Raw genomic sequence first — 25,873 nt, forward strand, 5'->3', positions numbered from 1 at the left:
GCTCGGCGCGGCACACGCGCCCGCGAGCAATGCAATGCCGGTCGCAGCGAGGAAAGGTCGGAAACTGTTCATGCCAAGCCTTGTTCGCAAGGTAATCAGGGGGTCTTGCCGGCGGGTGCCGGCAACGGGCGCCGCGACACCGCTGGCGTCGTGGGTGTGGCGGCGGGCGCTCCGATGCACGCATCCGCGGCGGCGGTCGCCTTGTCCGGCTTGCCCGGGTACAGCGGACGCTCGCGGCGACAACCGTCCTTCTCGAACCAGATGCGGTCGCGGGTCACCGACACCAGGGTCGCGCCATCCGGCAGCGCTTCGCCGAGCCGCACCCATTGGGTCTCTTTCTTCCCGGCCACCGAAACCGCCACGCGCACCGATGGACGCGTCAGGATCGCCACGGGCGTCCAGTTCAGGGGCGCCGCGCGACGACCGCCGGCCGCCGCCAATTCGCCCCAGTAGCGGGCGCCGCGGACGAGCTGGTACTGGTCCTCGCGGAACCGCTTCAGCGACTGCGCGGTCGGCAGGGTCCAGTCCACGGCATCGGCCTTGGGCGGATCCGCGGCGCGGATCGGCAGGAACAGGCCGATCACGCCGCCCAGCAGGGCGCCGCCAAGCACCGCCGCGAGCCACGGGCGATGGCGGATGGCGTCAACCAGGCGCACGCTTGCCTCCTGCCGCTGCAGCCTGCGGCCCGATCCGGAAATAGGCGACTCCGGTCAGCGTGAGGTTGGGTGCGCCCTGCACGAAACTGAAGGAGAACTCCTCCACCACCATCAGGCGCTGGGAGCTCTCGATCCTGCGCAGGATCTCCAGCATCTGCGCCTGGCTCGTGATCCCGCGCAGGGTGAACGGCACCCGCCACAGGCCCGGCTGGCCCGCGACCTGCACCGAAGGCTTGGGATCGCTGGATAGCTTGCCGCCAAAGGCATTCAACAGTTGCCGCACGGTGGTCTGCACTTCGGCCTCGGCCAGGCCGATGGTGGTTGCGCGCGGGATTTCCGCATCGACCGCCTTGGCCACGGCGCGCGCGCGATCGGCGCGCACGAGCCAGGCTTCCTGGCCCGACAGCGCCGCCATCTTGTAGAGCTGGAGGGTCCGTTGCTGGTATTGCTCGTGCAGGTCGCGCCGCCAGTCCACCAGGAGCAGGCACAGGTACACCACCGCGATCGCACCGGCCACCAGCGCGCCCCAGCGCAAGCGAGGATTCGCGCGCCATTCCTCATGCGCCTGGCGCAGGAATTTCGGCACGGCCGCGCTCATGGCTTGCCCCCGGCGCTGTCGCGCAGCACGCGCGCCTTGACCACCACGGTATCGGCTTGCCGCCCCAGCTGCGCGGTCACGTCGGCGAAGCGCTTGGAATCCTCCCAGGCGGAGACGATGGCCCGCGGGTCCGGATTGGCCATGCGCGCGGTGACTTCGAGCGTCTGCGCATCCGGCATCTTCCACTCCACCAGCTGCCAGTTGCCGCGGAACAGCCGCGGCATGAGCGACAGCAGTTCCAGCTGTCCCGCCGGCGGCCGCAGCGCGAGCGCCTGCGTGATCGCGCCTTGCGCCTGCAAGGCGGCATCGCGGGCATTGATGATCTTCTCGAGCGCCTTCTCGCGGTCGGCGATGTCGCGTTCGACCTGCCAGATCGATGCCTTCAGCGCGAACGCGCCCACCAGCAACGCGGAAAACACCGCTGCAGCGAGGCCGGCGGCGCCTGCCACCAGGTAATTGCGGTACTGCCCGAGGGCATCCCCGAAATCGACCCTGCGCTGCGCGCTCCAGGTGCGCTCGCCGAGCGCGAGGGCTTGCAAATCCGGCACCATCGCCGCAGGCGACAAACCGGCGCCCCGCCGGAACTCATTCCACTCGTGGAGCTCGGGCGCGGCGGGCCACCAGCGCGACGCCTGCATCACGCCGCCGCGCCAGACCCGACCCTCGCAGCCATCCGCCATCGCGGCGAGCGCTTCGCCGTGCTCCTGCGGCGCGCCGCGCAACAACGATTCCGGCAGGATCCGGCGCGGCGGCGGCAAAGGTTCGCCATCCTCGCCCGCCAGCACCCGGCTCCGCGACCACGCCCACACCATCGCCTTGTCGCCGATCCATTCGACGTGCGATTGCACGTCGGCGAAGGGGGCCCAGCGGGCGACCGACATCTCGGCGAAGGCGCGCCGCTTGCGCGGCGGGACCGCCGCGCCGTCGAGGACGGTGTAGGCGCAGAAGGCGCGCGCGAGGATCCATTCCTGCCCGCCGCCGCCCTCGCTCAGTCGCTGCAGGCCCTCACTTGCGCGCAGCCACCGGCTCGGCGAAAAGCCGCGAGCGAACCGGGTAAGCCACGTCGTCCTGAGCGGTTGCTTGGGATTGGATGAGCTCATAATCCTCACGCCAGGGGCGACCGCGATCCTCGATCGGGGTCAACGTCCAGTGCACCACGCCCACCTGCCCCCCATGCGAAGGCCATAGCTTCAAAGTGCCCGACATCGCAGGATACACGGCGACCGGCGCTTCTGCCGACTTGGGCAGGCCGAGGAACTCGAAAAAGGCGGTCTCGGTCAGGAACGGTTGCACTTTCCGGTACGCGATCGCGCGTCGCGCCATGCCTTCGTCGACGCCATCGATGGTGCGCAACACGCGCTCCGGCGCGGTGTTGACATTGACCACCGCCACGTTGTCCACGCTCAGGGTGTCGTTGATCTCGGCGGGCGGCATGAAGGACAGCGCCTCCGCCCATCCCATCACGCGCAGCAATTCCATCGGCGTCGCCAGCGGGCGGTTCGTCGGCGGGGGCAGGCCCGCCTTGCGGTAGCCATCGGCTTCGGCGCTGTTCAAGCGGTACAGGTCGTCCTTGTCCTGGTAGTCGAGCAGCCGGTTCTGCAGGGTCACGCCCGGCACCGACCGCACCCCGCCCTGCGCCAGCAGGCGGTCAAGCATCCAGGGCGGATTCCAGTTGACCCCGAACAAGCCGTAGTCGTCCTGCAGCGAGAAGCGCGCGCCGCCCACCCCCTGGTAGACGCGCCCGTCGAGCGCGAGTTCGCTGCCGACCGGCAACGAGGACTCCAGGTCGGCGGTCGACTCGATCGGCCGCACGCCGGCATCGCCCATCGAGACCAGGTTGTCGACGGTGACCCCGCCGAGGGTCATGCGCTGGGTGGTCAGCAGGTAGATCACGGTCGCGCGCGTGCTGGCGATGTCCACTGCGTCCTGCATGCCTTGCGCGCGCTCCTGCGCCTGCGCCACGAGGCGCGCGGTGACCGCGGCGATGCCGCCCGCCAGCAAGCCGAGCACGACCAGCATCGCCAGCACCAGGACCAGCACGAACCCCGCGGGACGACGCATCGGGGTCATTCGAGTTCCTCGTCGCCGTAGAGCCGCACCGGTGGCTTCAGCGGCCCGAGCACGGCGGCCGCCTGCACCCCATCGCGGCCCTCGTCGCCACGCGACAGCACCACCGCCGCCGGCAGCGTCGGCCCCGCGTCCTGCAGGCCGCGCTTGGGCGGCCAGGTCGCATGCAGCACGCCCGCCTCGTCCAGGTAGGCGAACTTCGCCTCCCCCGTGTTCGACAACGGCAACGCCCAACGCGACGCGCCATCCTCCACGTAGGCCACCACGACGCCGCCATCGCGCGGCACGATCGTCCATTCCACCGGGGTGGGACTGCCCTCCGGCGCGTACAGCGGGTTCAGCGAGGTCCCGCGGAATCCTTTGCCGTCCCCGTCGAAGCGCAGGTCCTCGTTGATGAACAGGCCGTGCACGCTGTCGCGGAACCAGTCCTGGAACAACACCTGGCGGTCGATTCCGCCGGCCTGCGCCTGCACGCGCTCGCGCGCGACCCGATAACTGCCCAGCATCTGGAACATGAGCATGGTGGCGAACGACACCAGCATCAGCGTGACCAGCATTTCCATCAGCGTGAAACCGGTGCCGCGACCGCGCGCGGCGATGCAGGGGATGCCTCGCGCGCTCACAGGTCGCCCACCTCGCGCACCTGCCGCCAACCCACCTGGCGGACGTGGAAGGCATGCAGCTGATCGCCCCCGCGGGTCACGCGCACCTGCACGTCGTACAGGCCGACCATGAAGACATCGGGGGTGCCGGATTGGTCGACGCCGGGCTTGGGCGGCTCCACCGGCTCGCTGTTCCAGGTGACCGTGAGGTCGCCGAGCTGGCGCTGGCCCGCTGGCGTTTCCATGGGATTGCTGCGCCGGATGAGGTCCAGCGCAGAGTGCATCGCGACTTCCACCTGCTGCCTGTCGCGGATGCGCTGCAAGGCGATCGTGTTGGTCGACAGCCAACCGTACAGCGCGAATGCGCCCATGCTGAAGACCACCAGCGCGACGATCGCCTCCAGCAGCGTGAAGCCGCCGACCATCCGCACGGCGGGCGCCGGCGGGCGCGACCTGCGCAAGTGTTCGCGTCGTTCGCTCAAGGCCGCACGACCGGGTCGCAGAACGGTGCCGCAACGTCCAGCGTCCGGCTGCCATAGGCATTGCCGACGCGCACTTGCCCGCCTTCGCACACGCCATTCGCCCCCACGCGCCAGGGCTTGTCGACCGCGAGGGTCCACTCCGGCGCGATGCGGAGCGGCGGCTGGTCGGACGCCAGGGTCTCGGTGGAGACCAGGATCGCCCTGCCGCGCGCGCGCGCAGTGCCGGGCAAGGCACGCACCTGGTCCACGAGGGAATCGAGCTCGGCCTGGCGCTTCCAGCTGTCGATGCCACGCAGCGCCGACGGCGCGACCAGCGCGGTCGCCAACCCGAGGATGGCGAGCACGACGATCATCTCCAGCAGGGTGAAGCCGCGCGGGTCCATCCCGTCGCGTCAGTTCGCGGCGGCGACGCCGGCGACGTAACCGATGTCCGCGTCCTGGCCTTCCCCACCCGGCTTGCCATCGGCGCCATACGAATACAGGGTGAACGGGTTGTTGCCGCTGGCTTGCGGTGCGTACTGGTAGGGATGCCCCCAGGGATCCTGCGGCACCTCCTCGTCCAGGTAGGGCCCTGCCCATCCCTGCGCCGCTTCCGCATTCGCGGGCTTGGTCGTGAGCAGCGCCAGGCCTTCCTGCTCGGTGGGCCAACGGCTGATGTCGAGCCGCATCGTCTGCAGGGCGCCGCGGAGCATCTTCACCTGGGTCTCCGCGGTCTGCACCTTGGCCTTGTCGGCCTGGCCGAACAGCCGCGGCCCGACCAGGCCCATGATCAGGCCGATGATGACCAGCACCACGATCATCTCGAGCAAGGTGAAGCCGGCTTGGCGCGGCATGGAAGGAACGCGGCGAGGTTGCATCGGTTGCCCCTGTGTGCGGTGTCTGCCTCAGACGGCAAGGTCGTTGGCGCTGGTGATGGCGAGGATGACGCCGAGGATGATGGTGCCGATCGCGCTGCCGATCACCAGGATGGCGATCGGCTCCAGCAGGATCAGCACGCGCTTCATGCGGTTGCGGCCGGCCTCTTCATACAGGCGGGCCAATGAATCCAGCATGGATGCGAGCTTGCCGGAGCGCTCGCCGACCCGGACCAGGTTGTACCCGGTCGCGGTCAGCGCATCGTGGTCCTCCAGCGCGTCGGCGAGCGAGGCACCTCCACGCACCGCACGGGTGACCTCGCCCATGCGGGCGCGGCGCTGCGGCAGTTGCAGGCCCGATTGGGCCAGCTCCAGCCCGCGCATCAGCGGCACCTTGTTGCCGAGCAGTGCACCGAGCACCTTCGCCCAGCGCGCGGTGTCGGCCTCGACCAGCCACGGGCCGACCACCGGCCAGCGCGACATGGCGTCCATCGCCCGCGCGCGCAACTCGGGCTTGCGCAGCGCCCAGGCCAGGCCACCACCCACGCCGACGATCGCCAGCACGAGCAGCCAGAAGTGTTCTCGCGTCCAGGTCCCGAATGCCAGCACCACCCACGCCAGCAGCGGCAGGTCCTTCGCCTGTTGCAGCAACGAGGCGAACTTCGGCACCACGAAGATGAACATGATCGCGACCGCGGCCACGCCCGCCACCACCAGAACCGCGGGGTAGATGAGCGCGTTGCGCATCTCGTTGCGCAGCTGCTGCTCGTATTCCATCTGCGTGCCGGCGTCGCGCAGGGCCTTGCCGAGTTCGCCGGTCAACTCGCCGGCGCGGGCCAGCTGCACCACGTACTCGGGGAGCGGCAGCCCGCACTTGGCGAGGGTCGCGGAGAATGCCTGGCCGCGTTGCAGGTCGCGCGACATCCCGGCGAAGGCCTCGACGATGCGCGGGTGGTGCGCCCCCAGCGCCTGGCTGCCCACCGCATCCGCGATGCTCACGCCGGAGGTGAGCATGGTCGCCAATTCCTGCAGGGCCAGGATCACGTCGCCGTGGCGCAACCTGCCGCGCCGTTCGCGCGCGCCAGCCTCGCCGCTGCGCACTTCGATCACCGCCAGCCCGCGGCGCTCCAGCGCGCGCGCGGCTTCGCGCTCGTTGTTGGCGCGCAGCATGCCTTCCAGGCTCACGCCTTCGGCATTGAGGGCCTGGTAGTGGTAACGGGGCATCGTCAGCTACCCGCCACGCGCAGGACTTCCTCGACCGTGGTCAACCCCTGCCAGGCCTTCAGCAGGCCGTCGTCGCGCAGGAAGCGGCAGCCCTCTTCGCGCGCCAGGGCCTTCATGTCGTTGACCGATGCGCCACTCACGATCAGGTGCTGCATGCGCTCGGTCACCGGCACCATCTCGTAGATGCCCAGGCGCCCGCGATACCCGGTATTGAGGCACTGCGAACAGCCCACGGCCTCCATCCACCGCGGCGCGACGCCCGGGAGCACCCGTTCCGCGAACACCCGCGCCTCGGCTTCGATGCGCGCCGGCACCGCATGCGGCCGGGCGCAATGCGGGCACAGGCGCCGGACCAGGCGCTGCGCCTGCACGGCACGGATCGGGGTGGCGACCAGGAACGGCTCGACGCCCATGTCGACCAGCCGGGTGAACGCGCTGATCGCATCGTTGGTATGCAGGGTGCTCAGCACCAGGTGGCCGGTGAGCGCCGCCTGCACCGCGATCTCCGCGGTCTCCAGGTCGCGGATCTCGCCGATCATGATCACGTCCGGGTCCTGGCGCAGGATCGAGCGCAGGGCGTTCGCGAAGGTCAGGCCGATGTCCGGGTGCGCCTGGATCTGGGTGATCGCGGGCAGCTGGAACTCGACCGGGTCCTCGACCGTGATGATCTTCTTGAGGCCGTCGTTGGCCGCGGCGAGGGCCGCGTACAAGGTGGTCGACTTGCCGGAGCCGGTCGGGCCGGTGACCAGCACGATGCCGTTCGCCTCCGCCGTCCACGCCTTCAACATCGCCAGGTGGTCGGGCTCGAAGCCGAGCCGCTCCAGCCCGAGCTCCTTGCGCTCCTTCGGCAGCAGGCGCATCACGATCGACTCGCCATGCACGCCCGGCAGCGCGGACACGCGGATGTCCATCTCCTGCCCGCCCACGCGCGTGGACAGGCGGCCGTCCTGTGGCAGGCGCCGCTCGGCGATGTCCATGCCGGAGATCAGCTTGAGCCGCGAGGCCACCGCGTCGAAGCGTTCGCGCGGCAGCTGCAGGCGCGTGTGCAGGACGCCGTCGATGCGGAAGCGCACGGCGAAGATCCGCTCTTCCGGCTCCAGGTGGATGTCGGACGCACGCTGTTCCACCGCCTGCGCCATCAGGTTGCTCACCAGTTCGACGACCGGCGCCTCCTCGGCCATCGCGCGCAGCTGCTGTTCGTCGCCGCCGCCGAACTCGTCGTTGCGGGCGTGGTGGGCCAGCCCGTCCAGCGCCCGCTCGAGGTCCTGCGCCCGGCACAGGCACCAGTGGATGCGGCGGCCGGGATACGCGTGGCGCATCGAGTCGCGCAAGGCGGGCTGCAGCGGATCGCGCGCCGCGCAGAACAGGTCGCTGCCCTCGCCCGGCCAGACCAGCACCTGCTGGTCCAGCAGCCAATCGATGCCGACCGGCGCCTGCGCCGCCAACACCCGCACCACGTCCTCGTCGGGGGCGGGCACGTCCGCCCCCATCACCGGCAAGCCCAGTTGCCGGCTCAGCACCTGCAGCAGGTTGTCCTCGCTGACCGCGCCGATCCGCATCAGCACGCTGCCGATGCGCCCGCCGATCTTCTGCTGCAGGGCCAGCCCGCGTTCCAAGTCGTTGGCGCCGACCAGCCCGGCTTCGAGCAGGAGCTCGCCCAGCAGGCGGTCGCGCGGAGCGGTCCGCATCGCGGCCTCAGATGACATCGGCGAATCCCTTCTTGAGCTTGGAGAAGGCCCAGAGGCCGAACAGGTAGACGGCCAGGGCGATCGCCGCATACTGCGCCAGGACGCCCCATTCGGGCCACTGGCCATCGAATACGACCCGGCGCACCTGTTCCACCGGGACGGTGATCGGGTTCAGGGCCAGCCAGGGCTGCGCCGCGGCCGGCATCGCCGCACGGGGATAGAACACCGGTCCGAGGAACATGGTGACCATGACCAGCGGACCGACCAGCTGCGCCAGGTCGCGCAGGTAGACCCCTAGCGCGGCGAACATCCAGCACAGGCCCAGCAGGAGCAGGGCGAACGGCGCCAGCACCAGCGGCAGGGCCAACTGCGTCGCCGAGAACCCGGTCCCGAACAGGCCGTCGAGGACGAGCAGCAGGATGAGCGCCATGGCGGCATGGAACAGGGCGGTCAGCAGGGCGACCCAGCCCAGCACCTCGAGCGGGAACACCACCTTGTTGACGTAGTTCGGCTGGGTGGTCACCAGGGTGGGCGCGCGGTTGAGCACCTCGCTCAGCAGGGCGTGCACCACCATGCCGGCCAGCAGGCGCAACGCGAACATGCCGATGCCCTGGTCCTGCGCGCCGGGCCAGCGGGTCGGGGCGACCACGCCGAACACGAAGGTAAAGACCCCGAGCATCAGCAGCGGCGTGAGCAAGGACCACAGCGAACCGAACAGCGAGCCCCGGTAGCGCCCGCTGATGTCCCGCCAGGCCAGGATCTGGATGAGCGCGCGGTGGCGCCAGGGATGGGCGAGGTGGCTCAACACGTCGTCGGGGGACTCGGGCCGGGGCAGGACGGGCGGTCGCAAAGTCTAACCGGCCGCTCCTGGCGGCATCGAATCCCGTTCGAATGCCTCGCATGCAACCCTCGCATGCGCTTGGTCGCCCTGATCGCGACATTCGGCACCACTTTCGCTCCGCAGCCCAAGTCATTCACAGGGCTAGGGATTGACGATTCCTTAACCGTGGGTTAGCGTCCGCAGTGCAACTTGGTCAACCAGGGGAGAAGGGGGAAGTTGCGCCCGGCCTGCAGCCGACGCGAAAACCAACGCCATTCCACGTCATACTGCTCCCACGGGAGACACCGGTTGCCGGAGGCCCTGCCTCCTGGTACCGGGCAAGGGCCGTGCAATCGGAGCAAGTTGCATACATCCGCTACACCAACTGACAGGAGTTAGTTAGACATGTCTAGCATGAAGAAGAACACCCTCGCCGTTGCCCTGGTGGCCGGCCTGGGCTTGGCGGGCGCCGCTGCCGCCTACAACTACGGCACCAGCCCGAGTCTGGCGACCCCGGAGAACGTGGCCTACCAGATGCTGTTCGCGCCGAACTACAGCTACCAGATGACGCAGGCGATCGTCTTCGACATCGAAGTGCCGGACAACGCCGCCAACATCGGCGACAGCTTCACCGTCCGCGTGGCCCTGAACAGCCGCTGCAACCCGCACGACACGATGGTCAACCCGACCAGCCCGCCGACCAACGTCCCGGTCTGCTCGCCCACCACCGACGGCGCTCTGTTCGACGCCGCCAACCCGCCGCTGCCGGGTGACCTGGTCCTGGATCCGTCGTTGGCCGCCACCTGGAGCGTCGCGTTCGACGGCTACAGCAACGGCAACACCACCGCGAGCTTCCGCCTCACCCCGACCACCCCGAACCCGGTCAACCCGAGCTCCGGCACGCTGCTGACCTGGAACAACCCGCGCCTGACCAGCCTGAACGAGTTCGCCACCGGCGCGACCAACAAGGTCGATGCCGAGTTCTGGATGATCAACATCTCGAACGACGCGCGCTTCGTGAACTCCACCATGTCGCGCACCATCCTGAACCGCGTCAGCGGCGTGCAGGCCTGCGCCGACAGCGTCGGTTCGGAAGTCGACAAGTACATCGACGTTGCCGACAACTGGAACGAGAGCCAGTACCCGAAGACCCGCTTCAGCTTCGACGGCAAGCTGGGCACGGCGGTCGACTCGGCCGGCGGCAGCTTCCAGTCCGAGACCGACTACGACTCGCAGACCATCGACCTGGGCGACGTGACCATCACCAACACCGGTGCCGGCAACTTCGCCTTCCTGGTCACCGACCAGTTCACCACCGTCATCACCGGCAACGGCGGCGACGACTGGAATGCGTTCGAGAACGGCGCGGGCATCGATGACGAGGTGTACCTGGTCCAGGGCAGCTGCTCGTCGGGCACCATCATCGACGCCGGCACCATCTCCGGCCAGACCGTGATCTTCCAGTACACGGCGGCGCAGGCTGGCCTGAACCTGGCGACCGGTTCGTTCGTGAACCGCCTGACCGTGTGCGCCTTCGCCGGCACCGACCGCGTGATCGACGACCACATCAACACGGTCGTCACCAACTTCTTCCGTCCGAATGCGGTCCAGACGCCCCAGTTCGGCCCGACCGGCTGCAACCTGCTGCCGCTGCGCTACAACGGCTCGACGATGGAAATCTTCACCATCAACCCGGGCAGCAACACCACCCAGCGCAGCTTCGTCCGCCTGACCAACCGCGGCATGACCGACGGCTGGGTCTCGCTGGAAGGCATCGACAACGCCGGCGTTCGCGGCGCGTCGCAGGTCCGCGTGTGGGTGCCGGCCGGTGCGTCGGTGCAGCTGGATGCGGCTGACCTCGAGAACGGGACCAACGGCGCCGTCGGTGCCTGGGGTGCCCCGACCGATGGCAAGTGGCGTGCGGTCGTGACCGCCGAGTTCCCGGGCCTGGTCGCCACCAGCCTGGTCAACAGCGCCCTGCCGCGCGTCCTGACCAACATCACCGACAGCGACACCCGCGGTGAGCAGTACGATCGCGACTACAACGAAGGCACCTTCGCCAGCGAGCCGGGTGAGCGTCCGTCCGACTTCATCCAGGAAGTCACCCCGGACTTCCACGGCAACGGCGGTTCGACCGATGAACCGGGCGGCCCGAACGGCAGCGACGGCCCGAGCGGTGGCCAGACCACCCCGGACGGCAACTTCGGCAACTCCGGTCCGTAAGCGTCACGCAATACTTGCTGTACCAACGGGCGGCCTCCGGGCCGCCCGTTTTCTTTTGGGGCGCGGCAGGCTGGCCGCCACCCGCCACGCGCGGCACAATACGCCGCCCATGCCGCACTCCCCCCAGCCCGAGCCAGCCGATGCGGTCGCGATCCGCGTCGATGCGGTCTCCAAGACCTTCCGCACCTGGGCCAGCCCCGCGCAGCGCCTGATCGTGCCGATACTGCATCGGGCCGGCGGCCTGCTCGCGCACGCTTTGCCGGGCCTCGCCGCGCGGCTGCAGGCGTCGGCACGGCGACGCATCCACGTCCACGAGGCACTGCGAGACATCAGTTTCACGCTCCGGCGTGGCGAAGCGCTGGGCATCGTCGGCCTCAACGGCAGCGGCAAGAGCACCCTGCTGCAGATCATCGCCGGCGTGCTGCCGGCCACCACCGGCACGGTCGAGACGCACGGCCGCGTCGCCGCGCTGCTGGAGCTTGGGTCCGGCTTCAACCCCGAACTCACCGGGCGCGAGAACATCCACATCAATGCCGCGATCCTGGGGCTGGATCGCCGCCAGGTGGAGGCGCGCCTCGCCGACATCATCGCGTTCGCCGACATCGGCGACTACGTGGACCAGCCGGTCAAGACCTACAGTTCGGGCATGGCGCTGCGCCTGGCGTTCTCGGTGCAGGTCCACATCGACCCGGACATCCTGATCGTGGACGAAGCCCTGGCGGTGGGCGACGCGGCCTTCCAGGCCAAGGCGATGACCCGGATCCAGGAAACCCTGGCGCGCGGGACGACGCTGTTGTTCGTCGGCCACGACCTCAATGCGATCCGCGCTTTCTGCCAGCGCGCGATCCTGCTCGAGGAGGGCAGGGTCGCGACGCAGGGAAGCCCCGAGGAGGTCATCGAGGAATACCTCTACCGCGTGCACGCCAAGGCTGCGCGGGAAGGGGCATCGCGGCCGATCCGGATCGTCGAAGGATTCCGCAGCGAGGACGGCGGGGTGCTCGCCCTGCATTTCGCGGGGGGCGCCCGCCACCTGGCGCTGGGCTACGACGACGTGCTGGAAATCCACGCTGACCTGCACGTCGCCGCCGAGGTGGAGGATGCCGCCTGCATCATCGACATCCTCGACGGTCGGGGCGTGCCGCTCAGCGGCCAACGCGTGCGCCTGCCCGTGCGCACGGCCGGGTATGAGCGCCTGCGCGTGGGCCTGCGCTTCCGCACGCGGCTGGCGAATGGCATCTACCGGGTCCGCGCGCGGCTGGTGCAGGCCCCGGCGCTCCACCAGCACCATCGGCGCGTGCTCTGCCGCTACGAATCGAACCTGTCGTTCGAGGTCGTGGAAAATTCCATCGAGCGCTTCAGCGGCCTGTTCCCGATGCCGGTGGACGTGGACGTGCAGCCCGCCGGCAACGATGCGGCCATCGGCTGAGCCCCTGCTGCGATTCGTGATCGGCGGCGCGCAGAAGGGCGGCACGTCCGCCCTGGCCCGCTACCTCGACGCGCATCCGGCGCTCTGCCTGCCCACCGGCAAGGAAGGGCATGTCTTCGATGCGCCCGACTTCGACGAGGCATGGCTGCCCGCGGACATCGACGCGCGGTGCACGGCGTTGTTCGATCCCGCGCGCGCCGATGCGCTTCACGGCGATGCGACGCCGTTCTACCTCCTGCACCCGCGCGTGGTCGCGCGCATCGCGCGCTACAACCCGGCGATGCGCTGGATCGTGCTGCTGCGGGAGCCGGCGGAACGCGCCCTCTCGCACCACCACATGGAGCGATCGCGTGGCAGGGAACGCTGGCCCTTGTGGCTGGCCCTGCTCCTCGAACGCTGGCGGCTGGCCGGCCACCACGACGATTTCTCGCGCAGCTCGCCGATGCGTCGCCATGCGTACCGATTGCGCGGCGACTATGCGCGGCAACTGGACGTCCTGCTGCAACACGTCCCGCGTGCGCAGGTGCTGGTGCTGCGCAGCGACCACCTGCGCGCCGATCCGGGCGCCTGCGTGGCGTCGGCCTGCCGATTCCTCGGCGTGCCGCCACCGCCGCCCGGGACGCCCTACCCGCCGGTCTTCGTGGGCGACTACACGCCACCAGCGGGGTGGGCGATGCGCTGGCTGCGATGGCGGTTCCGGCGGGAGCGGCGCGCGCTGGCACGCCGCCACGGCATCGACTTCGACGCCTGAGCTTCAGGCCAGCGCGTGCGCGAGGTCCCGGCGCAGGTCCTCCAGCGCCTCGATGCCCACGCTCAGGCGCACCAGCTCGTCCCCGATGCCCAGTTGCCTGCGCCGCGCCGGCGGGATCGAGGCATGGGTCATCACCGCGGGGTGGTTCACCAGCGATTCGACGCCGCCCAGCGACTCGGCCAGGGTGAACAGTTCGAGACGCTCGCAGAAACGCTTCGCCGACTCGAAGCCACCCTTGAGGCGGATCGAGAGCATGCCGCCGAACCCGTGCATCTGCCTGGCCGCCAGCGCGTGGTGCGGGTGCGCGGCCAGCCCCGGGTGGATCACCTCGGCGACGGCATCGTGGCCCTGCAGCCACTGCGCCAGCGCCAGCGCGTTGTCGCAATGCGCCTTCATCCGCAGGTGCAACGTCTTCAGGCCGCGCAGGGCGAGGAAACTGTCGAACGGGCCCTGCACCGCGCCCACCGAGTTTTGCAGGAAGGCCAGCTGCTCGCCCAGTTCGGCGTTGTCGCCCACCACCAGCATGCCGCCGACCATGTCGGAATGGCCGTTGAGGTACTTGGTCGCCGAATGCATGACGATGTCGGCGCCGTGTTCGAGCGGGCGCTGCAGGATCGGCGAGGCGAAGGTGTTGTCGACCGCGACCAGCAGGCCGTGGTTCTTCGCGATGGCGGCGATCGCGGCGATGTCGACGATCTTCAGCAGCGGGTTGGTCGGGGTCTCGATCCACACCAGCCGGGTCTTCGGCGTGATCGCGGCTTCGAACGCCGCCGGATCGGTGAGGTCGACGAAGCTGAAGTCCAGCGCCGCGCTGCGCTTGCGGACGCGCTCGAACAGCCGGTAGCTGCCGCCGTACAGGTCGTCCATCGCAATGACGTGGTCGCCGCTGTCCAGCAGTTCCAGCAAGGTCGAGGTCGCCGCGAGCCCGGACGCGAACGCGAAGCCGCGGCTGCCGCCCTCCAGCGCCGCCACGCAGCGCTCGTAGGCGAAGCGGGTCGGGTTGTGGGTGCGCGAATACTCGAAGCCCTGGTGCACGCCCGGGCTGGATTGCGCGTAGGTGCTGGTCGCGTAGATCGGCGGCATCACCGCGCCGGTGGACGGATCCGGCGACTGGCCGCCGTGGATCGCCAGCGTGCCGAGACCGAGTTCCTTCTGGTCGTGGGTTTTCATCGAGGGATCCGTATCCGTGGGGTCACTGCACGCGGCGGCGCAGGTAGTTGAGCAGGTCGATGCGGGTGATCAGGCCGAGGAAGCGCTGGCCGTCCATCACGATTGCGACGTGGCCGCGGTCGAACACCGGCAGCAGCGATTCCATCGGCGCGCGCACGTCGACCTGGTCGAGCTTGCCGACCATCGCGGCGGAGACCGGGTCGCGGAAGCGCGCCTCGTCGCCGTAGACGTGCAGCAGCATGTCGGATTCGTCGACGATGCCGACGATGCGGTCGCCGTCCATCACCGGCAGCTGGCTCACGTCGTACAGCTTCATCCGCTGCCAGGCGGTGACCAGCAGGTCGTTCGGCCCGACCACCACGGTGTCGCGCTGCGCGAACGGACGCAGGATCAGGTCGCGCAGGTCGCCATGCGGGGTGCGGTCGAGGAAGCCGTTGTCCAGCATCCAGTAGTCGTTGTACATCTTCGACAGGTACTTGTTGCCGGTGTCGCAGACGAATACCAGCACGTTCTTCGGCGTCGACTGCTCGCGGCAGTAGCGCAGCGCCGCCGCCACCAGGGTGCCAGTCGACGAGCCGCCGAGGATGCCCTCCTTCGCCAGCAGCTCGCGGGCGGTGTGGAAGCTCTCGCGGTCGCTGATCGCGTAGGCCTTGCGCACCCGCGTGAAGTCCGAGATCGGCGGCAGGAAATCCTCGCCGATGCCCTCCACCATCCAGCTTCCCGACTTGTCGCTCAGGGTGCCGCGGTTGATGTATTCCTCGAGGATCGAACCGACCGGATCGGCCAGCACCAACTCGGTGGCCGGCGAATGCTGCGCGAAGCAGCGCGACAGGCCGGTCATCGTGCCCGAGCTCCCGCAGCCGAACACGATCGCATCCAGCCCGCCGACCGCGGCCATCTGCCGCAGGATCTCGGGACCGGTGCCGTGCTCGTGCGCGGCTGGGTTGTCCGGGTTGCCGAACTGGTTGATGAAGTAGGCGCCCGGGGTCTCGGCGGCGATCCGCGCGGCGAGGTCCTGGTAGTAGTCGGGATGGCCCTTGGCCACGTCGCTGCGGGTCAGCACGACCTGCGCGCCCATCGCCTTGAGGTTGAAGATCTTCTCGCGGCTCATCTTGTCGGGGACGACCAGGATGAGCTTGTAGCCTTTCTGCTGCGCGACCAGCGCCAGGCCGATGCCGGTGTTGCCGGCGGTGCCTTCGACCAGGGTATCGCCGGGCCTGATGTCGCCGCGCCGTTCGGCGGCCTCGATCATCGACAGGCCGATGCGGTCCTTGATCGAGCCGCCGGGGTTCTGGCTCTCGAGCTTCAGGTACAGCGTGCACGGCCCGGTGTCGAGGCCGCGGGCACGGATGATCGGGGTGTCGCCGACCAGGTCGAGGATGGAGTCGTGGATGGCCATGCGGTCGATCGCGTCTGCGCAGGCCCGGATTCTACCAGCGCGGCGGAATCGCCTCGCCGCGGGGTCGCGCGGCCGGCGGGCCGCCGACGAGGAGGCCGCCCGCCGACCGCATCGAGGTCAGTGCGTGCTTTCGTACATGCGCAACAGGCGTTCCTTGGCGGCCAGCTTCTCGCGCTTCATCTGGCCCAGGGTCATGTCATCGAGCGGGAGCACGCCGAGCTCGGCGTCCAGCACCTGCTTGTCGAGCTCCTGGTGCCGGTAGTACAGCTGCCGGAACTCGGGGCTGGCCTTCATCATCGCTTCGAGTTCCGCCTGCGGTTGTCCTTCGAACATGGAAACCTCCTTTCAGGTCTCTACGATGCGGAGTCCGGCCCGGACGGCCGGAACGGCGCGGTTGGGGCAGGTGGGGCCTGCCGGGAACTTGCGGACGCCCGCCGGGCGGCCGCAAAAACGCGAACGCCCCGGCGGGTCACGGCACGGGGCGCACGGAAATTGGATTGATCCACGTCATCGGCACGCCCGGACTTGCCGGTCGCGCCGCGCAGCACCTGGCTTGCGGCGGCGATCTCCGGGTTGTCGAACGGGTCATGCATCGGCCGGTCTCCGGCCAGATGGTGGTTGCGGATTCAAGACCATCTGGGGAACCGACACTACGCCTGCCCCCGGCAGGGCGCAAGCGCTTTCGCTGAACGCGCTTCCGAGCAGGCGACCGCCCGATCGATAGACGCAAGCGATTGTTTTCGCTCAATTATTCGGAATCACGATCTCCACCCGGCGATTCCGGGCACGCCCGGCCGGGGTGGCGTTGTCGGCCACCGGTTCGCCGTCCCCGGCGCCACGCGCGGAGGTCTTGCCGCGCCCCAGGCCGGCCTCGGCCAGCCCGGCGCGAACCGCCTCGGCCCGCTGCCGGGACAGGCGCTGGTTGGCCTCGGGATTGCCCTGGCTGTCGGTATGGCCCACCACCTCGACGCCACTGAAGCCCAGGCGCGCCAGGTAGGTCCCCAGCGCACGCACGCTGGCCGCCGCACCGGCGGTCAGTTGCGCCTGCCCGGAACCGAACGCCTCCCCCGCCAGGGTGAACACCTGCCCGCGCGCGTCCTGCCGGGACGGCGGCAGCTTGGCGCCGGCCACCAGTTCGGCTTCCTGGCGGGCCAGCGCGACCTCCTGCTCGCGCGCAGCGGCGACCTGTGCATCGCGCTCGACCTGTGCACCGTCCAGCGCGGCCTCGGCCTGCTGGGCTTGCGCCCGCAGGCGCGCCGCCTCCTCGGCCTGCACCTGCGCTTCGAGGCGCAAGCGCTCGGCTTCCGCACGCGCGTGCTCCGCATCGCGGCGGCTCGCTTCCACCAGCAATTCGCTGCGCTCGCGATCCAGGGCGTCGACCTGCCGACGCGCGGCCTCGATGCGGGCCGCCTGCTCCGCGATCGCGACCCGGCGCTCGGCCAACTGGCTTGCAGCGGGCATTTCGCGCCGCGTCGCGGCCTCCATCGCGGCGACCGCCTGCCGCGCCTGCAGGCGCTCGTACTGCGCGAACGCCGAAAGCCGGGGATCGACGTCGAGTTGCTGCAGGCGCGCGGCCAATCCGTCCGCCTGGATCGGCCACGCGAGCGGGTCCGGCGGCACCCCGTCCGCAGCCACCTGCAGGCGGGACCGCAGACCGGCCAGTTCGGCCAGGCGCTGGCGGCGGTCGGCATCCGTGCGGGCGGCGGCGCTGCGCACGCGCGCAAGGTCCGCGTCGGCGGTCGCGGCCAGCGCCGATGCACGGGCCTCATCCTCGCGGCCACGCGCCATGGCGGCCTGCGCTTGCTCCAACCCCTCCCGCGCACGGGCAATGTCCGCCGCGGCGTATTGGTCGGCATCGGCATCCTGCGCACGCGCCACGGCCTGTTGCGCGGCATCGAGTTCCGCGGTCGGCGGCGGCAGGCTGGCGCAACCTGCAAGTGCGAAGGCCATCGCAAGGCCGCAGGCGAGTGCGTGCCGGGTCGAACCGAAGTGTGCGAAGCTTGGGCGCATTGGGGACCTTGCGTCGTGATCCAGGGACGCGGTCATTGTGGGAAGCCGGCGACGCCTTCGCAAATCGTCGGCCACGACCAGGGAATCACGTGATGGATATCGGCTATTTCCTGAAGCTGATGGCGGAGAAGAACGCCTCGGACATGTTCCTGACTTCCGGCGCGCCGGTGAACATCAAGGTCGAAGGCGAACTGATCCCGCTCGGCAGCGCGCCGCTGCCGGCCGGGATGGCGAAGAAGATCGCGTATTCGCTGATGAACGAAGCCCAGATCGCCGAATTCGAGCGGGAACTCGAACTGAACATGGCGATGGCGGTGCCGAACTCCGGCCGTTTCCGCGTGAACGTGTTCCAGCAGCGCGGCGAGGTGGGCGTGGTGATCCGCGCGATCCGCAGCGACATCCCGAGCATCGAGGAACTGCAACTGCCGCAGGTGCTGAAGGACATCATCATGGCGCCACGCGGCCTGGTGCTGATCGTGGGCTCCACCGGCGCGGGCAAGTCCACCACCCTCGCCTCGATGATCGACCATCGCAACAGCACCACCACCGGCCACATCCTCACCATCGAGGACCCGATCGAGTACCTGCACCGGCACAAGCGGTCGATCGTCAACCAGCGCGAGGTCGGGCTGGACACCCACAGCTTCCATGCCGCGCTGAAGAACGCGATGCGCGAGGCGCCGGACGTCATCCTGATCGGCGAGATCCGCGATTCCGCGACGATGGAGGCGGCGATCGCGTTCGCCGAAACCGGCCACATCTGCCTGGCCACCCTGCACTCGAACAACGCCGACCAGACCATCGAGCGCATCCTCAACTTCTTCCCCGAGGGCGCGCACAAGAACGTGCTGATGAACCTGGCGCTGAACCTGAAGGCGGTGGTGTCGCAACGCCTGGTCGTGGGCGTCGACGGGCGCCGCCTGCCGGCCACCGAAGTCCTGATCAACACGCCGATGATCCGCGACCTGCTGCGTCGCGGCCAGGTGCACGAAGTGAAGACGGCGATGGAAGAGTCGCTGCAGGAAGGCATGCAGAGCTTCGACCAATGCCTGTTCCGGCTCTACAAGGAAGGCCGGATCGACATGGAGGAGGCACTCAAGGCCGCCGACTCGCGCGACGGGCTGGCGCTGAAGTTCCGGTTGTCGGAAGGCGCCACCGGCGAGCACGACCCCTACGCGGACGTGTTCGCCGCCCACTGACCGGCGCGCCGACGCGCGCGGCGGTCACGTCGGCGTCGGCGCATCCGGCTGGCGCTCGGGGCGTGCGGCCTCGAACGCCGGCAGCGACAGGCAGGCGGCCTCGATGCGCGACAGGGTCGGATACGCGGCCATGTCGACGCCGAAGCGGCGGGCGTTGTAGACCTGCGGCACCAGGCAGCAATCAGCAAGGCCAGGCGTGTCGCCCTCGCAATACGTGCCCGTCGACGGATGGCCGGCCAGCATCGCCTCGGCCGCGTCGAAACCGCGGACGATCCAGTGCTTCACCCATTCGTCGCGCTCGGGCTGCGGCACCGCCCACTCGTGTTCCAGGTACTGCAGCACGCGCAGGTTGTTGAGCGGATGCACGTCGCAGGCCACCAGCAGGGCGAGGGCGCGTACCCGCGCACGCGCACGCGCGGTTCCCGGGAGCAGCGACGGCGAGGGCCAGACTTCGTCCAGGTACTCGAGGATGGCCAGCGACTGGCCCAGCCGCCGGTGGCCATGCGCCAGGACCGGGACGAGTTCCTGCGGATTCACCGCGCGGTACTCAGCCGCATGCTGTTCGCCGCCGTCGCGCAACAGGTGGACCGGCACGAGGTCGTAGACGAGGCCCTTCAGGTTCAGGCCGATGCGCACGCGGTACGCGGCGCTCGAGCGCCAATAGGAATACAACTGCAGCACTTCAGCCATGGCGTCCCCGATGGTCTGCCACCCCACGATATCCGGCGCGCAGGGGTGGCGTGAAGTGGCCGCCGCCAACCCGGCGACCGCCGGTCGTTTCAGCCTACCGACTGGGGCTCTATACGCTGCTCGATCGCGCCGAAGATGCTGTTGCCGTCGCGGTCCAGCACTTCGATGCGGACCACGTCGCCGAAGCCCATGAACGGCGTGCTGGGCTTGCCGTCGCGCAGGGTCTCGACCGTGCGCTGCTCGGCGAAGCAGGAGGCGCCGAGCGAAGTGTCCTCGTTGGCCACCGTGCCGGAGCCAACGATGGTGCCGGCCGACAGCGGCCGCGTCTTTGCCGCGTGCGCCACCAGCTGGGCGAAGTCGAACTGCATGTCCACGCCGGCTTCCGGCGCGCCGAACCACTTGCCATTGACATGGGTCAGCAGCGGCAGGTGCAGCTTGTTGCCCTGCCACGCCTCGCCCAGCTCGTCCGGGGTGACGAACACCGGGCTGAGGGCGCTGCGCGGCTTGCTCTGCAGGAAGCCGAAGCCCTTCGCCAGCTCCGCCGGGATCAGGTTGCGCAGCGACACGTCGTTGACCAGCCCGACCAGCTGGACATGCGCCGCGGCCTGCGCCGGGGTTGCGCCCATCGGCACGTCGTCGGTGACGATGACGATCTCCGCCTCGAGGTCGATGCCGTAGTCCTCGCTGGCCACCTTCACCGGGTCGCGCGGGCCGTAGAAGCCGGCGCTGACCGCCTGGTACATCAGCGGGTCGGTGTAGAAGCTTTCCGGCACCTCGGCACCGCGGGCACGGCGCACCCGCGCCACGTGCGGCAGGTAGGCGCTGCCGTCGACGAACTCGTAGGCGCGCGGCAGCGGCGCGGCGAGCGCATGCATGTCGAGGTCGAAGACCCCGTCCGCGCTGCCGTCGTGGAGGGCGTCGGACAGCGCGTTCAGGCGCGGCGCGGCGTTCTCCCAGTCCTCCAGCGCGCGCTGCAGGGTGGGTGCGATGCCGGTGGCGCGGACCGCCCTCGCCAGGTCGCGCGAGACCACGACCAGGGTGCCGTCGCGCCCGCCTTCCTTGAGAGAACCCAGCTTCATGGCGACCTCATGTCCTAGCGAATTTCGTTAGTTGCAATTGTAACGATAGCCGCGGCGGGCTGCGCCGATCGCTGCACCGTTATCCCGCGCCTCATGCGTCGTCGCCGAGGAACCCCTGCTCGCGGAACGTCAGCACCAAGGTGTCGCGATGGCCACCCCCGGCGTCCACCGGCTGGATCGGGGTGGATTCGTGGATCACCCGCGCATCGTCCATCAGCATCAGCGACCACGGCGCCTCCAGGGTGAAGCGCTGCCCCTGCGGGCCCTCGGCTTCGAACACCCGGGTTTCCCCGCCCTTGATGCGGTGGCGGGTCAGCAGCACCACCGCGACGAAATCGACGCCATCGCGATGCGCGCCTTCGGGCGTCGGGCGGCCGAGGCCGTCCGTGGTGTCGATGCGGAACTGGTGGACCTCGACATGCCAGCGCGCAACCGGGCGCTGCCGGCTGCAGGCAGCGGCGATGCCGAGCACCAGCCTGGCGAAGGCGGGATCGTCGACCAGCGCGGGCTCCAGCGGGGCGAACCAGCGGTCCATCCCCCCATGCAGGGCGTTGTACTCGACCGGCTGCCAATGGCGCCGGTGCGGGACCTGGCGCAACGCGCCGCCTTCGACGATGAACGAGCCGTGGCGGCGGCGGCGGTAACGCCCGCCGTCCTTGAGGTGCGCGTCCGGCGGCAGGTCGTCCCAGCCGGGCGCCAGGCCATCGAAATCCCCGACCGCGACACCTGCCAGCGCGGCCAGCGCATCGGGCTGCAGCACCGCATAGCCCTGCGCACGCAGGGTCTCGTCCAGGCGCTCCAAGGGCACGGCGGGGGCGGGGAAGCGGGCGACCATGGCGAACTCCGGGCGGGACGCGGATTGTCGCATCGCGCCGGGCCCGGAAACACGAAACCCGCCTTGCGGCGGGTTCGCGTGGACGCGAGGTCCGAAGATGGCAGCCCCGGATGGATTCGAACCACCGAATGCCTGAGTCAGAGTCAGGTGCCTTACCGCTTGGCGACGGGGCTATGGTGCAGATTGTAAATCCAAATGCGCTTGCAGGAAAAACGCGTCCGGCAAGCGCGTATCCGATCGTTCGCTGGCGAGGAGTGGTGGTGCCGCCTGTACTGACAGTACAGGCAAGCCGCCACGACAACGCCAGCGGGCGATTCGGATTAGCGCTTGGAGAACTGGGTGGCGCGACGGGCCTTGTGCAGGCCGACCTTCTTGCGCTCCACCTCGCGGGCGTCGCGGGTCATGAAGCCGGCCTTGCGCAGCTCGGACTTCAGGGTCTCGTCGTACTCGACCAGCGCACGGGCGATGCCGAGGCGGATCGCACCGGCCTGGCCGGTGGTGCCGCCGCCGGCGGCGGTCACGACCACGTCGAACTTGTCGGTGTTCTTGGTCAGCTCGAGCGGCTGGCGCACGATCATGCGCGCGGTCTCGCGGCCGAAGAACTCGTCCAGCGGACGGTCGTTGATGGTGATGTTGCCGCTGCCCTTGCGCAGGAACACGCGGGCGGTGGAGGACTTGCGGCGGCCGGTGCCGTAATTCTGGGAAATCGCCATGATCAGATGTCCAGCTTCTGCGGCTGCTGCGCCGCGTGCGGGTGTTCGGAGCCCTTGTAGACCTTGAGCTTGCGGTACATCGCGCGGCCCAGCGGGCCCTTCGGCAGCATGCCCTTGACCGCGATCTCGATGACGCGCTCGGGGTGGCGCTCCAGCGCCTGCGCCAGGTTCTCCGACTTCAGGTTGCCCACGTAGCCGGTGAAGCGGTGGTACATCTTGTCCTGCAGCTTCTTGCCGGTCACCGCGATCTTCTCGGCATTGACCACCACGAGGTAGTCGCCGGTATCGACGTGCGGGGTGAACACGGGCTTGTGCTTGCCGCGCAGGCGGTAGGCCAGGGCTGCGGCCAGGCGGCCAAGGGTCTTGCCCTCGGCATCGACGACGTACCAGTCGCGCTGGACGGTCTCGTTCTTGGCGATGAAAGTCTTCATGACGAACTCTTCTGGGGTGCTTGGTCGGGCTGGTTCCGGCGGGCCGGAACGTCGCCTCGCGTTGTATCCGCGGCGGACCCAACAGGGCAATCCGGGCGCGAAAGAAGCGGGATGATAGCCCGCCCCGCCGCCACGCGCAAGCCGAGCCCCTGCACGCCAGCAGCGGCCTAGAATGCCGGCATGACCCCGCCGCGCCGGCTTTCCCCCCTCGACCGCCTGCTGGATTCGGCGCAGAACGCGCTGGTGACCGTGTTCGGCGGCGCCCGCGCCGGGCGCGCCAACCCCGGGAGCGACGAGGCCGACGTGGCCCTGGACGAGGCCGAACGCCGCCACGCCGCCGGCCTGATGCGGATCAACCACGTCGGCGAGGTCTGCGCCCAGGCCCTCTACGTCGGCCAGGCCGCGGTGGCGCGGGATCCCGGCGTGCGCGACCAGCTGCTGGCGGCGGCGCAGGAAGAAACCGACCACCTCGCCTGGTGCGCGGACCGCCTGCGCGAACTCGACAGCCGGCCCAGCCTGTTGAACCCGGTCTGGTATGCGGGGAGCTGGACGATCGGCGCCCTCGCCGGCCTGCGCGGCGACGGCTGGAACCTGGGCTTCGTGGTCGAGACCGAACGCCAGGTAGAGGCCCACCTGGACGAGCACCTGCAGGTGCTGCCGCAAGCCGACCTGCGCAGCCGGGCGATCCTGCGCACGATGAAGGCGGATGAGGCGCGCCACGCGGACCACGCCGAAGCCGCGGGCGCGCGCGCGCTGCCGGCGCCGATCCCGGCCGCGATGGCCAGCGCGTCGCGATTGATGAAAGCGGTCGCCTACCGGCTCTGACCGACACGAAAAAGCCGGCATGCGCCGGCTTTTCCACGTGCACGCGCGACCGGTCAGTCGACCAGGTTGCGCCCGTGGTACAGCTCCTCGATCTCGCGCTTGAGGCGCGCCTCGATCTTCATGCGCTCCTTGAAGGACAGGTTGCGCGCCTTCTCCTCGAACAAGTACTGGTCGAGGTCGAATTCCTTCAGGTGCATCTTGGTGTGGAACAGGTTCTCCTGGTAGACGTTGACGTCGAGCATCTCGTAGCGCGACTTCACGTTCTTGGCCAGGTAGTCCTGGATCGAGTTGATCTTGTGGTCGATGTAGTGCTTCTTGCCCTTGATGTCGCGGGTGAAGCCGCGCACGCGGTAATCCATCACCACGATGTCGCTCTCCAGCGACTCGATCAGGTAGTTCAGCGCCTTCAGCGGCGAGATCACGCCGCAGGTCGACACGTCGATGTCGGCGCGGAAGGTCGCGATGCCGTTGTCCGGATGGGTTTCCGGGTAGGTGTGCACGGTGATGTGCGACTTGTCGAGGTGGGCGACCACCGCATCGGAGATCACGCCCTTGGCGTCGGCCTTGTCGATCACCGGCTGCTCGGAGATCAGGATCGTCACCGAGGCGCCTTGCGGGTCGTAGTCCTGGCGCGCGATGTTGAGGATGTTCGCGCCGATGATCTCCGCCACGTCGGTGAGGATCTGGGTGAGGCGGTCGGCGTTGTATTCCTCGTCGATGTACTCGATGTAGCGCCTGCGCTCGTCCTCCGACGCCGCGTAGCAGACGTCGTAGATGTTGAAGCTGAGCGACTTGGTGAGGTTGTTGAAGCCCTGGAGCTTCAGGCGCGGCAGCGGCTTGACCACGGTGGTCGGGTTCCCGGGAACGACAGGGGCGCGATTATGCGGCATCGCGGCCGGCAGGCGAAGTTTGCCCGCCATCACGGTTGGGCCTAAGCTGCACGCACTCACGCCAGAACCCCCCGAATGAGCGCGACTTTCCCAAAACCCGGCCTGCCCCGGCTGGCCAACCCATTGGGCGCGGATCCCGCGACCATCGAGCGTTTCATCGCGCATTGCCACCGCCGCAAGTACCCCGCGCGCGCCGACGTGTTCCGCCCCGGCGACGATGCCGGCACCCTGTACTACATCATCTCCGGCTCGGTCAGCATCATCGCCAGCGAGGACGACGGGCGCGAACTCGTGCTCGGCTACATCGGCCCGGGCGAGTTCGTTGGCGAAATGGGCCTGTTCGTGGAAACCGAACAGCGCGGCGTCGCCCTGCGCACGCGCACCGCCTGCGAGCTGGCGGAGATCGGCTACGAGCGCCTGCAGGCGCTGCTCACCTCGCAGGCGAACGATGCCGCGCGCCTGCTCTACTCGATCGGCGCGCAGATCAGCCAGCGCCTGCTGCACACCAGCCGCAAGGCCGGGCGGCTGGCCTTCCTGGACGTGAGCGACCGCATCTACCGCACGCTGTTCGACCTGGCCAAGGAACCGGATGCGATGAGCCATCCGCAGGGCACCCAGCTGAGGGTCTCGCGGCAGGAACTGGCGCGCCTGGTCGGCTGCTCGCGCGAGATGGCCGGCCGCGTGCTGAAGAAGCTGCAGGCGGACGGCAAGCTGCACGCCCGCGGAAAGACCGTCGTCGTGTACGGGACGCGCTGACCGCCCGATGTCGCGCGCCTTCGCCCCCGGCCACCACCCGCTCGGCGTCGACTTGCGCAACGCGGTGGTGGCGGACGCGGACGATGTCGCCCGCCTGCTTTGCGAATTGGGCTATCCCTGCGACCTCGACGACGCGATCGAACGGATTTCCGCGATCCTCGACAACGACCGCCAGGCCCTGGTGGTCGCGCGCCGCGACGGTGCGGTGTGCGGCCTGGTCGCACTGGATTTCATGTACTACCTGCCGCTGGGCACCACCACCTGCCGGGTGACCGCGCTGGTGGTCACCCCGACCGCGCAGGGCCTGGGCATCGGCCGCGCCTTGCTGAAGGAAGCCGAACGCCGCGCGCGCAGCGGCAGCGCCGCGCGCATCGAGCTCACCAGCGGCTCGCAGCGCACCGAGGCGCATGCGTTCTACCGCGCCTGCGGCTACAAGGACAGTTCGGTCCGCTTCGTGAAGCTGCTCGGGGCCTGAGCCCCGACGC

General features: G+C 69.3%; 28 protein-coding genes and 1 tRNA gene. 7 read left to right on the forward strand and 22 right to left on the reverse strand.

The features are described 5' to 3' along the window. Positions 1-95: 95 nt before the first annotated feature. From ON759_RS10075 to ON759_RS10125, 11 genes are read right to left on the reverse strand one after another with little or no spacing between them, the layout of a single operon-like run. The gene (locus ON759_RS10075; RefSeq protein ID WP_271680239.1) at positions 96-656 is read right to left on the reverse strand and encodes a hypothetical protein; all 561 of its coding nucleotides are present in this window, start codon (positions 654-656) and stop codon (positions 96-98) included. After that, the gene (locus ON759_RS10080; RefSeq protein ID WP_271680240.1) at positions 643-1,254 is read right to left on the reverse strand and encodes a GspMb/PilO family protein; all 612 of its coding nucleotides are present in this window, start codon (positions 1,252-1,254) and stop codon (positions 643-645) included. The genes ON759_RS10075 and ON759_RS10080 overlap by 14 nt, the downstream gene beginning before the upstream one ends. After that, positions 1,251-2,354 (reverse strand): hypothetical protein, encoded by a 1,104-nt coding sequence (locus ON759_RS10085; RefSeq protein ID WP_271680241.1) that lies wholly within the window; start codon positions 2,352-2,354, stop codon positions 1,251-1,253. The genes ON759_RS10080 and ON759_RS10085 overlap by 4 nt, the downstream gene beginning before the upstream one ends. Next, entirely contained in the window at positions 2,260-3,324 is a 1,065-nt protein-coding gene (locus ON759_RS10090; RefSeq protein WP_271680242.1) for a type II secretion system protein GspK, read from the reverse strand. Before ON759_RS10090 ends, ON759_RS10085 begins: the two co-directional genes overlap by 95 nt. Then, on the reverse strand, positions 3,321-3,944 hold the full coding sequence (locus ON759_RS10095; protein ID WP_271680243.1) for a type II secretion system protein: 624 nt from the start codon (positions 3,942-3,944) through the stop codon (positions 3,321-3,323). The genes ON759_RS10090 and ON759_RS10095 overlap by 4 nt, the downstream gene beginning before the upstream one ends. Next, a complete protein-coding gene (locus ON759_RS10100) occupies positions 3,941-4,384 on the reverse strand; it encodes a type IV pilus modification PilV family protein (protein ID WP_271680244.1) in 444 nt (147 codons plus the stop codon). Before ON759_RS10100 ends, ON759_RS10095 begins: the two co-directional genes overlap by 4 nt. 17 nt (positions 4,385-4,401) lie before the next feature. After that, positions 4,402-4,788, reverse strand: a complete 387-nt coding sequence (locus ON759_RS10105) for a pilus assembly FimT family protein (RefSeq protein WP_271680245.1) — start codon at positions 4,786-4,788, stop codon at positions 4,402-4,404. A 9-nt stretch (positions 4,789-4,797) separates the two neighbouring features. Further along, positions 4,798-5,238 carry a type II secretion system major pseudopilin GspG gene (gspG, locus tag ON759_RS10110; RefSeq protein WP_271680246.1) on the reverse strand — a complete coding sequence of 147 codons (441 nt, stop codon included), beginning with the start codon at positions 5,236-5,238 and terminating at the stop codon, positions 4,798-4,800. Between the two features lie 51 nt (positions 5,239-5,289). Beyond that, entirely contained in the window at positions 5,290-6,483 is a 1,194-nt protein-coding gene (locus tag ON759_RS10115) for a type II secretion system F family protein (RefSeq protein ID WP_271680247.1), read from the reverse strand. Between the two features lie 2 nt (positions 6,484-6,485). Beyond that, a complete protein-coding gene (locus ON759_RS10120) occupies positions 6,486-8,171 on the reverse strand; it encodes a GspE/PulE family protein (RefSeq protein WP_271680248.1) in 1,686 nt (561 codons plus the stop codon). Between the two features lie 7 nt (positions 8,172-8,178). Then, positions 8,179-8,976 carry an ABC transporter permease gene (locus ON759_RS10125; RefSeq protein WP_271680249.1) on the reverse strand — a complete coding sequence of 266 codons (798 nt, stop codon included), beginning with the start codon at positions 8,974-8,976 and terminating at the stop codon, positions 8,179-8,181. Positions 8,977-9,405: 429 nt separating this feature from the next. On the opposite strand from ON759_RS10125, the gene ON759_RS10130 reads away from it, so the two are divergent. The 3 genes from ON759_RS10130 (at position 9,406) to ON759_RS10140 (ending at position 13,391) form a co-directional block, all read left to right on the forward strand. Then, positions 9,406-11,214: a hypothetical protein gene (locus tag ON759_RS10130; protein ID WP_271680250.1), complete on the forward strand. Its 1,809-nt coding sequence runs from the start codon at positions 9,406-9,408 to the stop codon at positions 11,212-11,214. Between the two features lie 109 nt (positions 11,215-11,323). Beyond that, on the forward strand, positions 11,324-12,640 hold the full coding sequence (locus tag ON759_RS10135) for an ABC transporter ATP-binding protein (protein WP_271680251.1): 1,317 nt from the start codon (positions 11,324-11,326) through the stop codon (positions 12,638-12,640). Continuing rightward, complete coding sequence (locus tag ON759_RS10140; protein WP_271680252.1) at positions 12,624-13,391, forward strand: sulfotransferase domain-containing protein; 768 nt, start codon at positions 12,624-12,626, stop codon at positions 13,389-13,391. The genes ON759_RS10135 and ON759_RS10140 overlap by 17 nt, the downstream gene beginning before the upstream one ends. A 3-nt stretch (positions 13,392-13,394) precedes the next feature. Here the strand turns inward: ON759_RS10140 and ON759_RS10145 are convergent, their stop codons facing one another. The 4 genes from ON759_RS10145 to ON759_RS10160 all read right to left on the reverse strand — a co-directional run bounded on the left by ON759_RS10145 (position 13,395) and on the right by ON759_RS10160 (position 17,910). Next, positions 13,395-14,561, reverse strand: a complete 1,167-nt coding sequence (locus tag ON759_RS10145; RefSeq protein WP_271680253.1) for a cystathionine gamma-synthase — start codon at positions 14,559-14,561, stop codon at positions 13,395-13,397. 22 nt (positions 14,562-14,583) lie between these two features. Further along, on the reverse strand, positions 14,584-15,960 hold the full coding sequence (locus tag ON759_RS10150) for a pyridoxal-phosphate dependent enzyme (RefSeq protein WP_271680254.1): 1,377 nt from the start codon (positions 15,958-15,960) through the stop codon (positions 14,584-14,586). A 117-nt stretch (positions 15,961-16,077) separates the two neighbouring features. After that, entirely contained in the window at positions 16,078-16,293 is a 216-nt protein-coding gene (locus tag ON759_RS10155) for an HP1242/YdcH family protein (protein ID WP_271680255.1), read from the reverse strand. Between the two features lie 411 nt (positions 16,294-16,704). Continuing rightward, positions 16,705-17,910, reverse strand: coding sequence for an OmpA family protein (locus ON759_RS10160; RefSeq protein ID WP_271680256.1), 1,206 nt, complete (start codon positions 17,908-17,910; stop codon positions 16,705-16,707). A gap of 152 nt (positions 17,911-18,062) precedes the next feature. On the opposite strand from ON759_RS10160, the gene ON759_RS10165 reads away from it, so the two are divergent. After that, positions 18,063-19,169: a PilT/PilU family type 4a pilus ATPase gene (locus ON759_RS10165; protein WP_271680257.1), complete on the forward strand. Its 1,107-nt coding sequence runs from the start codon at positions 18,063-18,065 to the stop codon at positions 19,167-19,169. Between the two features lie 24 nt (positions 19,170-19,193). Here the strand turns inward: ON759_RS10165 and maiA are convergent, their stop codons facing one another. The 6 genes from maiA to rplM all read right to left on the reverse strand — a co-directional run bounded on the left by maiA (position 19,194) and on the right by rplM (position 22,917). After that, on the reverse strand, positions 19,194-19,859 hold the full coding sequence (gene maiA, locus ON759_RS10170; protein WP_271680258.1) for a maleylacetoacetate isomerase: 666 nt from the start codon (positions 19,857-19,859) through the stop codon (positions 19,194-19,196). 89 nt (positions 19,860-19,948) lie between these two features. Then, positions 19,949-20,938, reverse strand: a complete 990-nt coding sequence (locus ON759_RS10175; protein ID WP_271680259.1) for a fumarylacetoacetate hydrolase family protein — start codon at positions 20,936-20,938, stop codon at positions 19,949-19,951. Positions 20,939-21,029: 91 nt separating this feature from the next. Beyond that, positions 21,030-21,773, reverse strand: coding sequence for a 2OG-Fe dioxygenase family protein (locus ON759_RS10180; protein ID WP_271680260.1), 744 nt, complete (start codon positions 21,771-21,773; stop codon positions 21,030-21,032). Positions 21,774-21,871: 98 nt separating this feature from the next. Continuing rightward, positions 21,872-21,946 (reverse strand) — tRNA-Gln (locus ON759_RS10185). Between the two features lie 147 nt (positions 21,947-22,093). Beyond that, the gene (gene rpsI, locus ON759_RS10190; RefSeq protein ID WP_271680261.1) at positions 22,094-22,486 is read right to left on the reverse strand and encodes a 30S ribosomal protein S9; all 393 of its coding nucleotides are present in this window, start codon (positions 22,484-22,486) and stop codon (positions 22,094-22,096) included. 2 nt (positions 22,487-22,488) lie between these two features. Then, positions 22,489-22,917: a 50S ribosomal protein L13 gene (rplM, locus tag ON759_RS10195; RefSeq protein WP_271680262.1), complete on the reverse strand. Its 429-nt coding sequence runs from the start codon at positions 22,915-22,917 to the stop codon at positions 22,489-22,491. Between the two features lie 180 nt (positions 22,918-23,097). Between rplM and coq7 the strand changes: the two genes are divergently transcribed. After that, positions 23,098-23,742, forward strand: a complete 645-nt coding sequence (coq7, locus tag ON759_RS10200; protein WP_271680263.1) for a 2-polyprenyl-3-methyl-6-methoxy-1,4-benzoquinone monooxygenase — start codon at positions 23,098-23,100, stop codon at positions 23,740-23,742. A 53-nt stretch (positions 23,743-23,795) separates the two neighbouring features. Here the strand turns inward: coq7 and speD are convergent, their stop codons facing one another. Then, positions 23,796-24,587, reverse strand: a complete 792-nt coding sequence (gene speD, locus ON759_RS10205) for an adenosylmethionine decarboxylase (RefSeq protein WP_271680299.1) — start codon at positions 24,585-24,587, stop codon at positions 23,796-23,798. Positions 24,588-24,707: 120 nt separating this feature from the next. Between speD and crp the strand changes: the two genes are divergently transcribed. Both crp and ON759_RS10215 read left to right on the forward strand, forming a co-directional pair. Further along, entirely contained in the window at positions 24,708-25,388 is a 681-nt protein-coding gene (gene crp / locus ON759_RS10210; RefSeq protein WP_271680264.1) for a cAMP-activated global transcriptional regulator CRP, read from the forward strand. A gap of 7 nt (positions 25,389-25,395) precedes the next feature. Further along, complete coding sequence (locus tag ON759_RS10215) at positions 25,396-25,863, forward strand: GNAT family N-acetyltransferase (protein WP_271680265.1); 468 nt, start codon at positions 25,396-25,398, stop codon at positions 25,861-25,863. The last annotated feature ends 10 nt before the right edge of the window (positions 25,864-25,873 follow it).

This window comes from Thermomonas mangrovi (assembly GCF_028201335.1).
In the GTDB taxonomy this organism is placed as follows: Bacteria; Pseudomonadota; Gammaproteobacteria; order Xanthomonadales; family Xanthomonadaceae; genus Thermomonas; species Thermomonas mangrovi.

Coding starts and splice junctions, on each gene's coding strand:
- ON759_RS10080 (WP_271680240.1), bottom strand. CDS start 1,254: ATGAGCGCGGCCGTGCCGAAATTCCTGCGCCAGGCGCATGAGGAATGG.
- ON759_RS10085 (WP_271680241.1), bottom strand. CDS start 2,354: ATGAGCTCATCCAATCCCAAGCAACCGCTCAGGACGACGTGGCTTACC.
- ON759_RS10090 (WP_271680242.1), bottom strand. CDS start 3,324: ATGACCCCGATGCGTCGTCCCGCGGGGTTCGTGCTGGTCCTGGTGCTG.
- ON759_RS10105 (WP_271680245.1), bottom strand. CDS start 4,788: ATGGACCCGCGCGGCTTCACCCTGCTGGAGATGATCGTCGTGCTCGCC.
- gspG (WP_271680246.1), bottom strand. CDS start 5,238: ATGCCGCGCCAAGCCGGCTTCACCTTGCTCGAGATGATCGTGGTGCTG.
- ON759_RS10115 (WP_271680247.1), bottom strand. CDS start 6,483: ATGCCCCGTTACCACTACCAGGCCCTCAATGCCGAAGGCGTGAGCCTG.
- ON759_RS10120 (WP_271680248.1), bottom strand. CDS start 8,171: ATGCGGACCGCTCCGCGCGACCGCCTGCTGGGCGAGCTCCTGCTCGAA.
- ON759_RS10130 (WP_271680250.1), top strand. CDS start 9,406: ATGAAGAAGAACACCCTCGCCGTTGCCCTGGTGGCCGGCCTGGGCTTG.
- ON759_RS10135 (WP_271680251.1), top strand. CDS start 11,324: ATGCCGCACTCCCCCCAGCCCGAGCCAGCCGATGCGGTCGCGATCCGC.
- ON759_RS10140 (WP_271680252.1), top strand. CDS start 12,624: ATGCGGCCATCGGCTGAGCCCCTGCTGCGATTCGTGATCGGCGGCGCG.
- ON759_RS10145 (WP_271680253.1), bottom strand. CDS start 14,561: ATGAAAACCCACGACCAGAAGGAACTCGGTCTCGGCACGCTGGCGATC.
- ON759_RS10150 (WP_271680254.1), bottom strand. CDS start 15,960: ATGGCCATCCACGACTCCATCCTCGACCTGGTCGGCGACACCCCGATC.
- ON759_RS10155 (WP_271680255.1), bottom strand. CDS start 16,293: ATGTTCGAAGGACAACCGCAGGCGGAACTCGAAGCGATGATGAAGGCC.
- ON759_RS10160 (WP_271680256.1), bottom strand. CDS start 17,910: ATGGCCTTCGCACTTGCAGGTTGCGCCAGCCTGCCGCCGCCGACCGCG.
- ON759_RS10165 (WP_271680257.1), top strand. CDS start 18,063: ATGGATATCGGCTATTTCCTGAAGCTGATGGCGGAGAAGAACGCCTCG.
- maiA (WP_271680258.1), bottom strand. CDS start 19,859: ATGGCTGAAGTGCTGCAGTTGTATTCCTATTGGCGCTCGAGCGCCGCG.
- ON759_RS10175 (WP_271680259.1), bottom strand. CDS start 20,938: ATGAAGCTGGGTTCTCTCAAGGAAGGCGGGCGCGACGGCACCCTGGTC.
- ON759_RS10180 (WP_271680260.1), bottom strand. CDS start 21,773: ATGGTCGCCCGCTTCCCCGCCCCCGCCGTGCCCTTGGAGCGCCTGGAC.
- rpsI (WP_271680261.1), bottom strand. CDS start 22,486: ATGGCGATTTCCCAGAATTACGGCACCGGCCGCCGCAAGTCCTCCACC.
- rplM (WP_271680262.1), bottom strand. CDS start 22,917: ATGAAGACTTTCATCGCCAAGAACGAGACCGTCCAGCGCGACTGGTAC.
- coq7 (WP_271680263.1), top strand. CDS start 23,098: ATGACCCCGCCGCGCCGGCTTTCCCCCCTCGACCGCCTGCTGGATTCG.
- crp (WP_271680264.1), top strand. CDS start 24,708: ATGAGCGCGACTTTCCCAAAACCCGGCCTGCCCCGGCTGGCCAACCCA.
- ON759_RS10215 (WP_271680265.1), top strand. CDS start 25,396: ATGTCGCGCGCCTTCGCCCCCGGCCACCACCCGCTCGGCGTCGACTTG.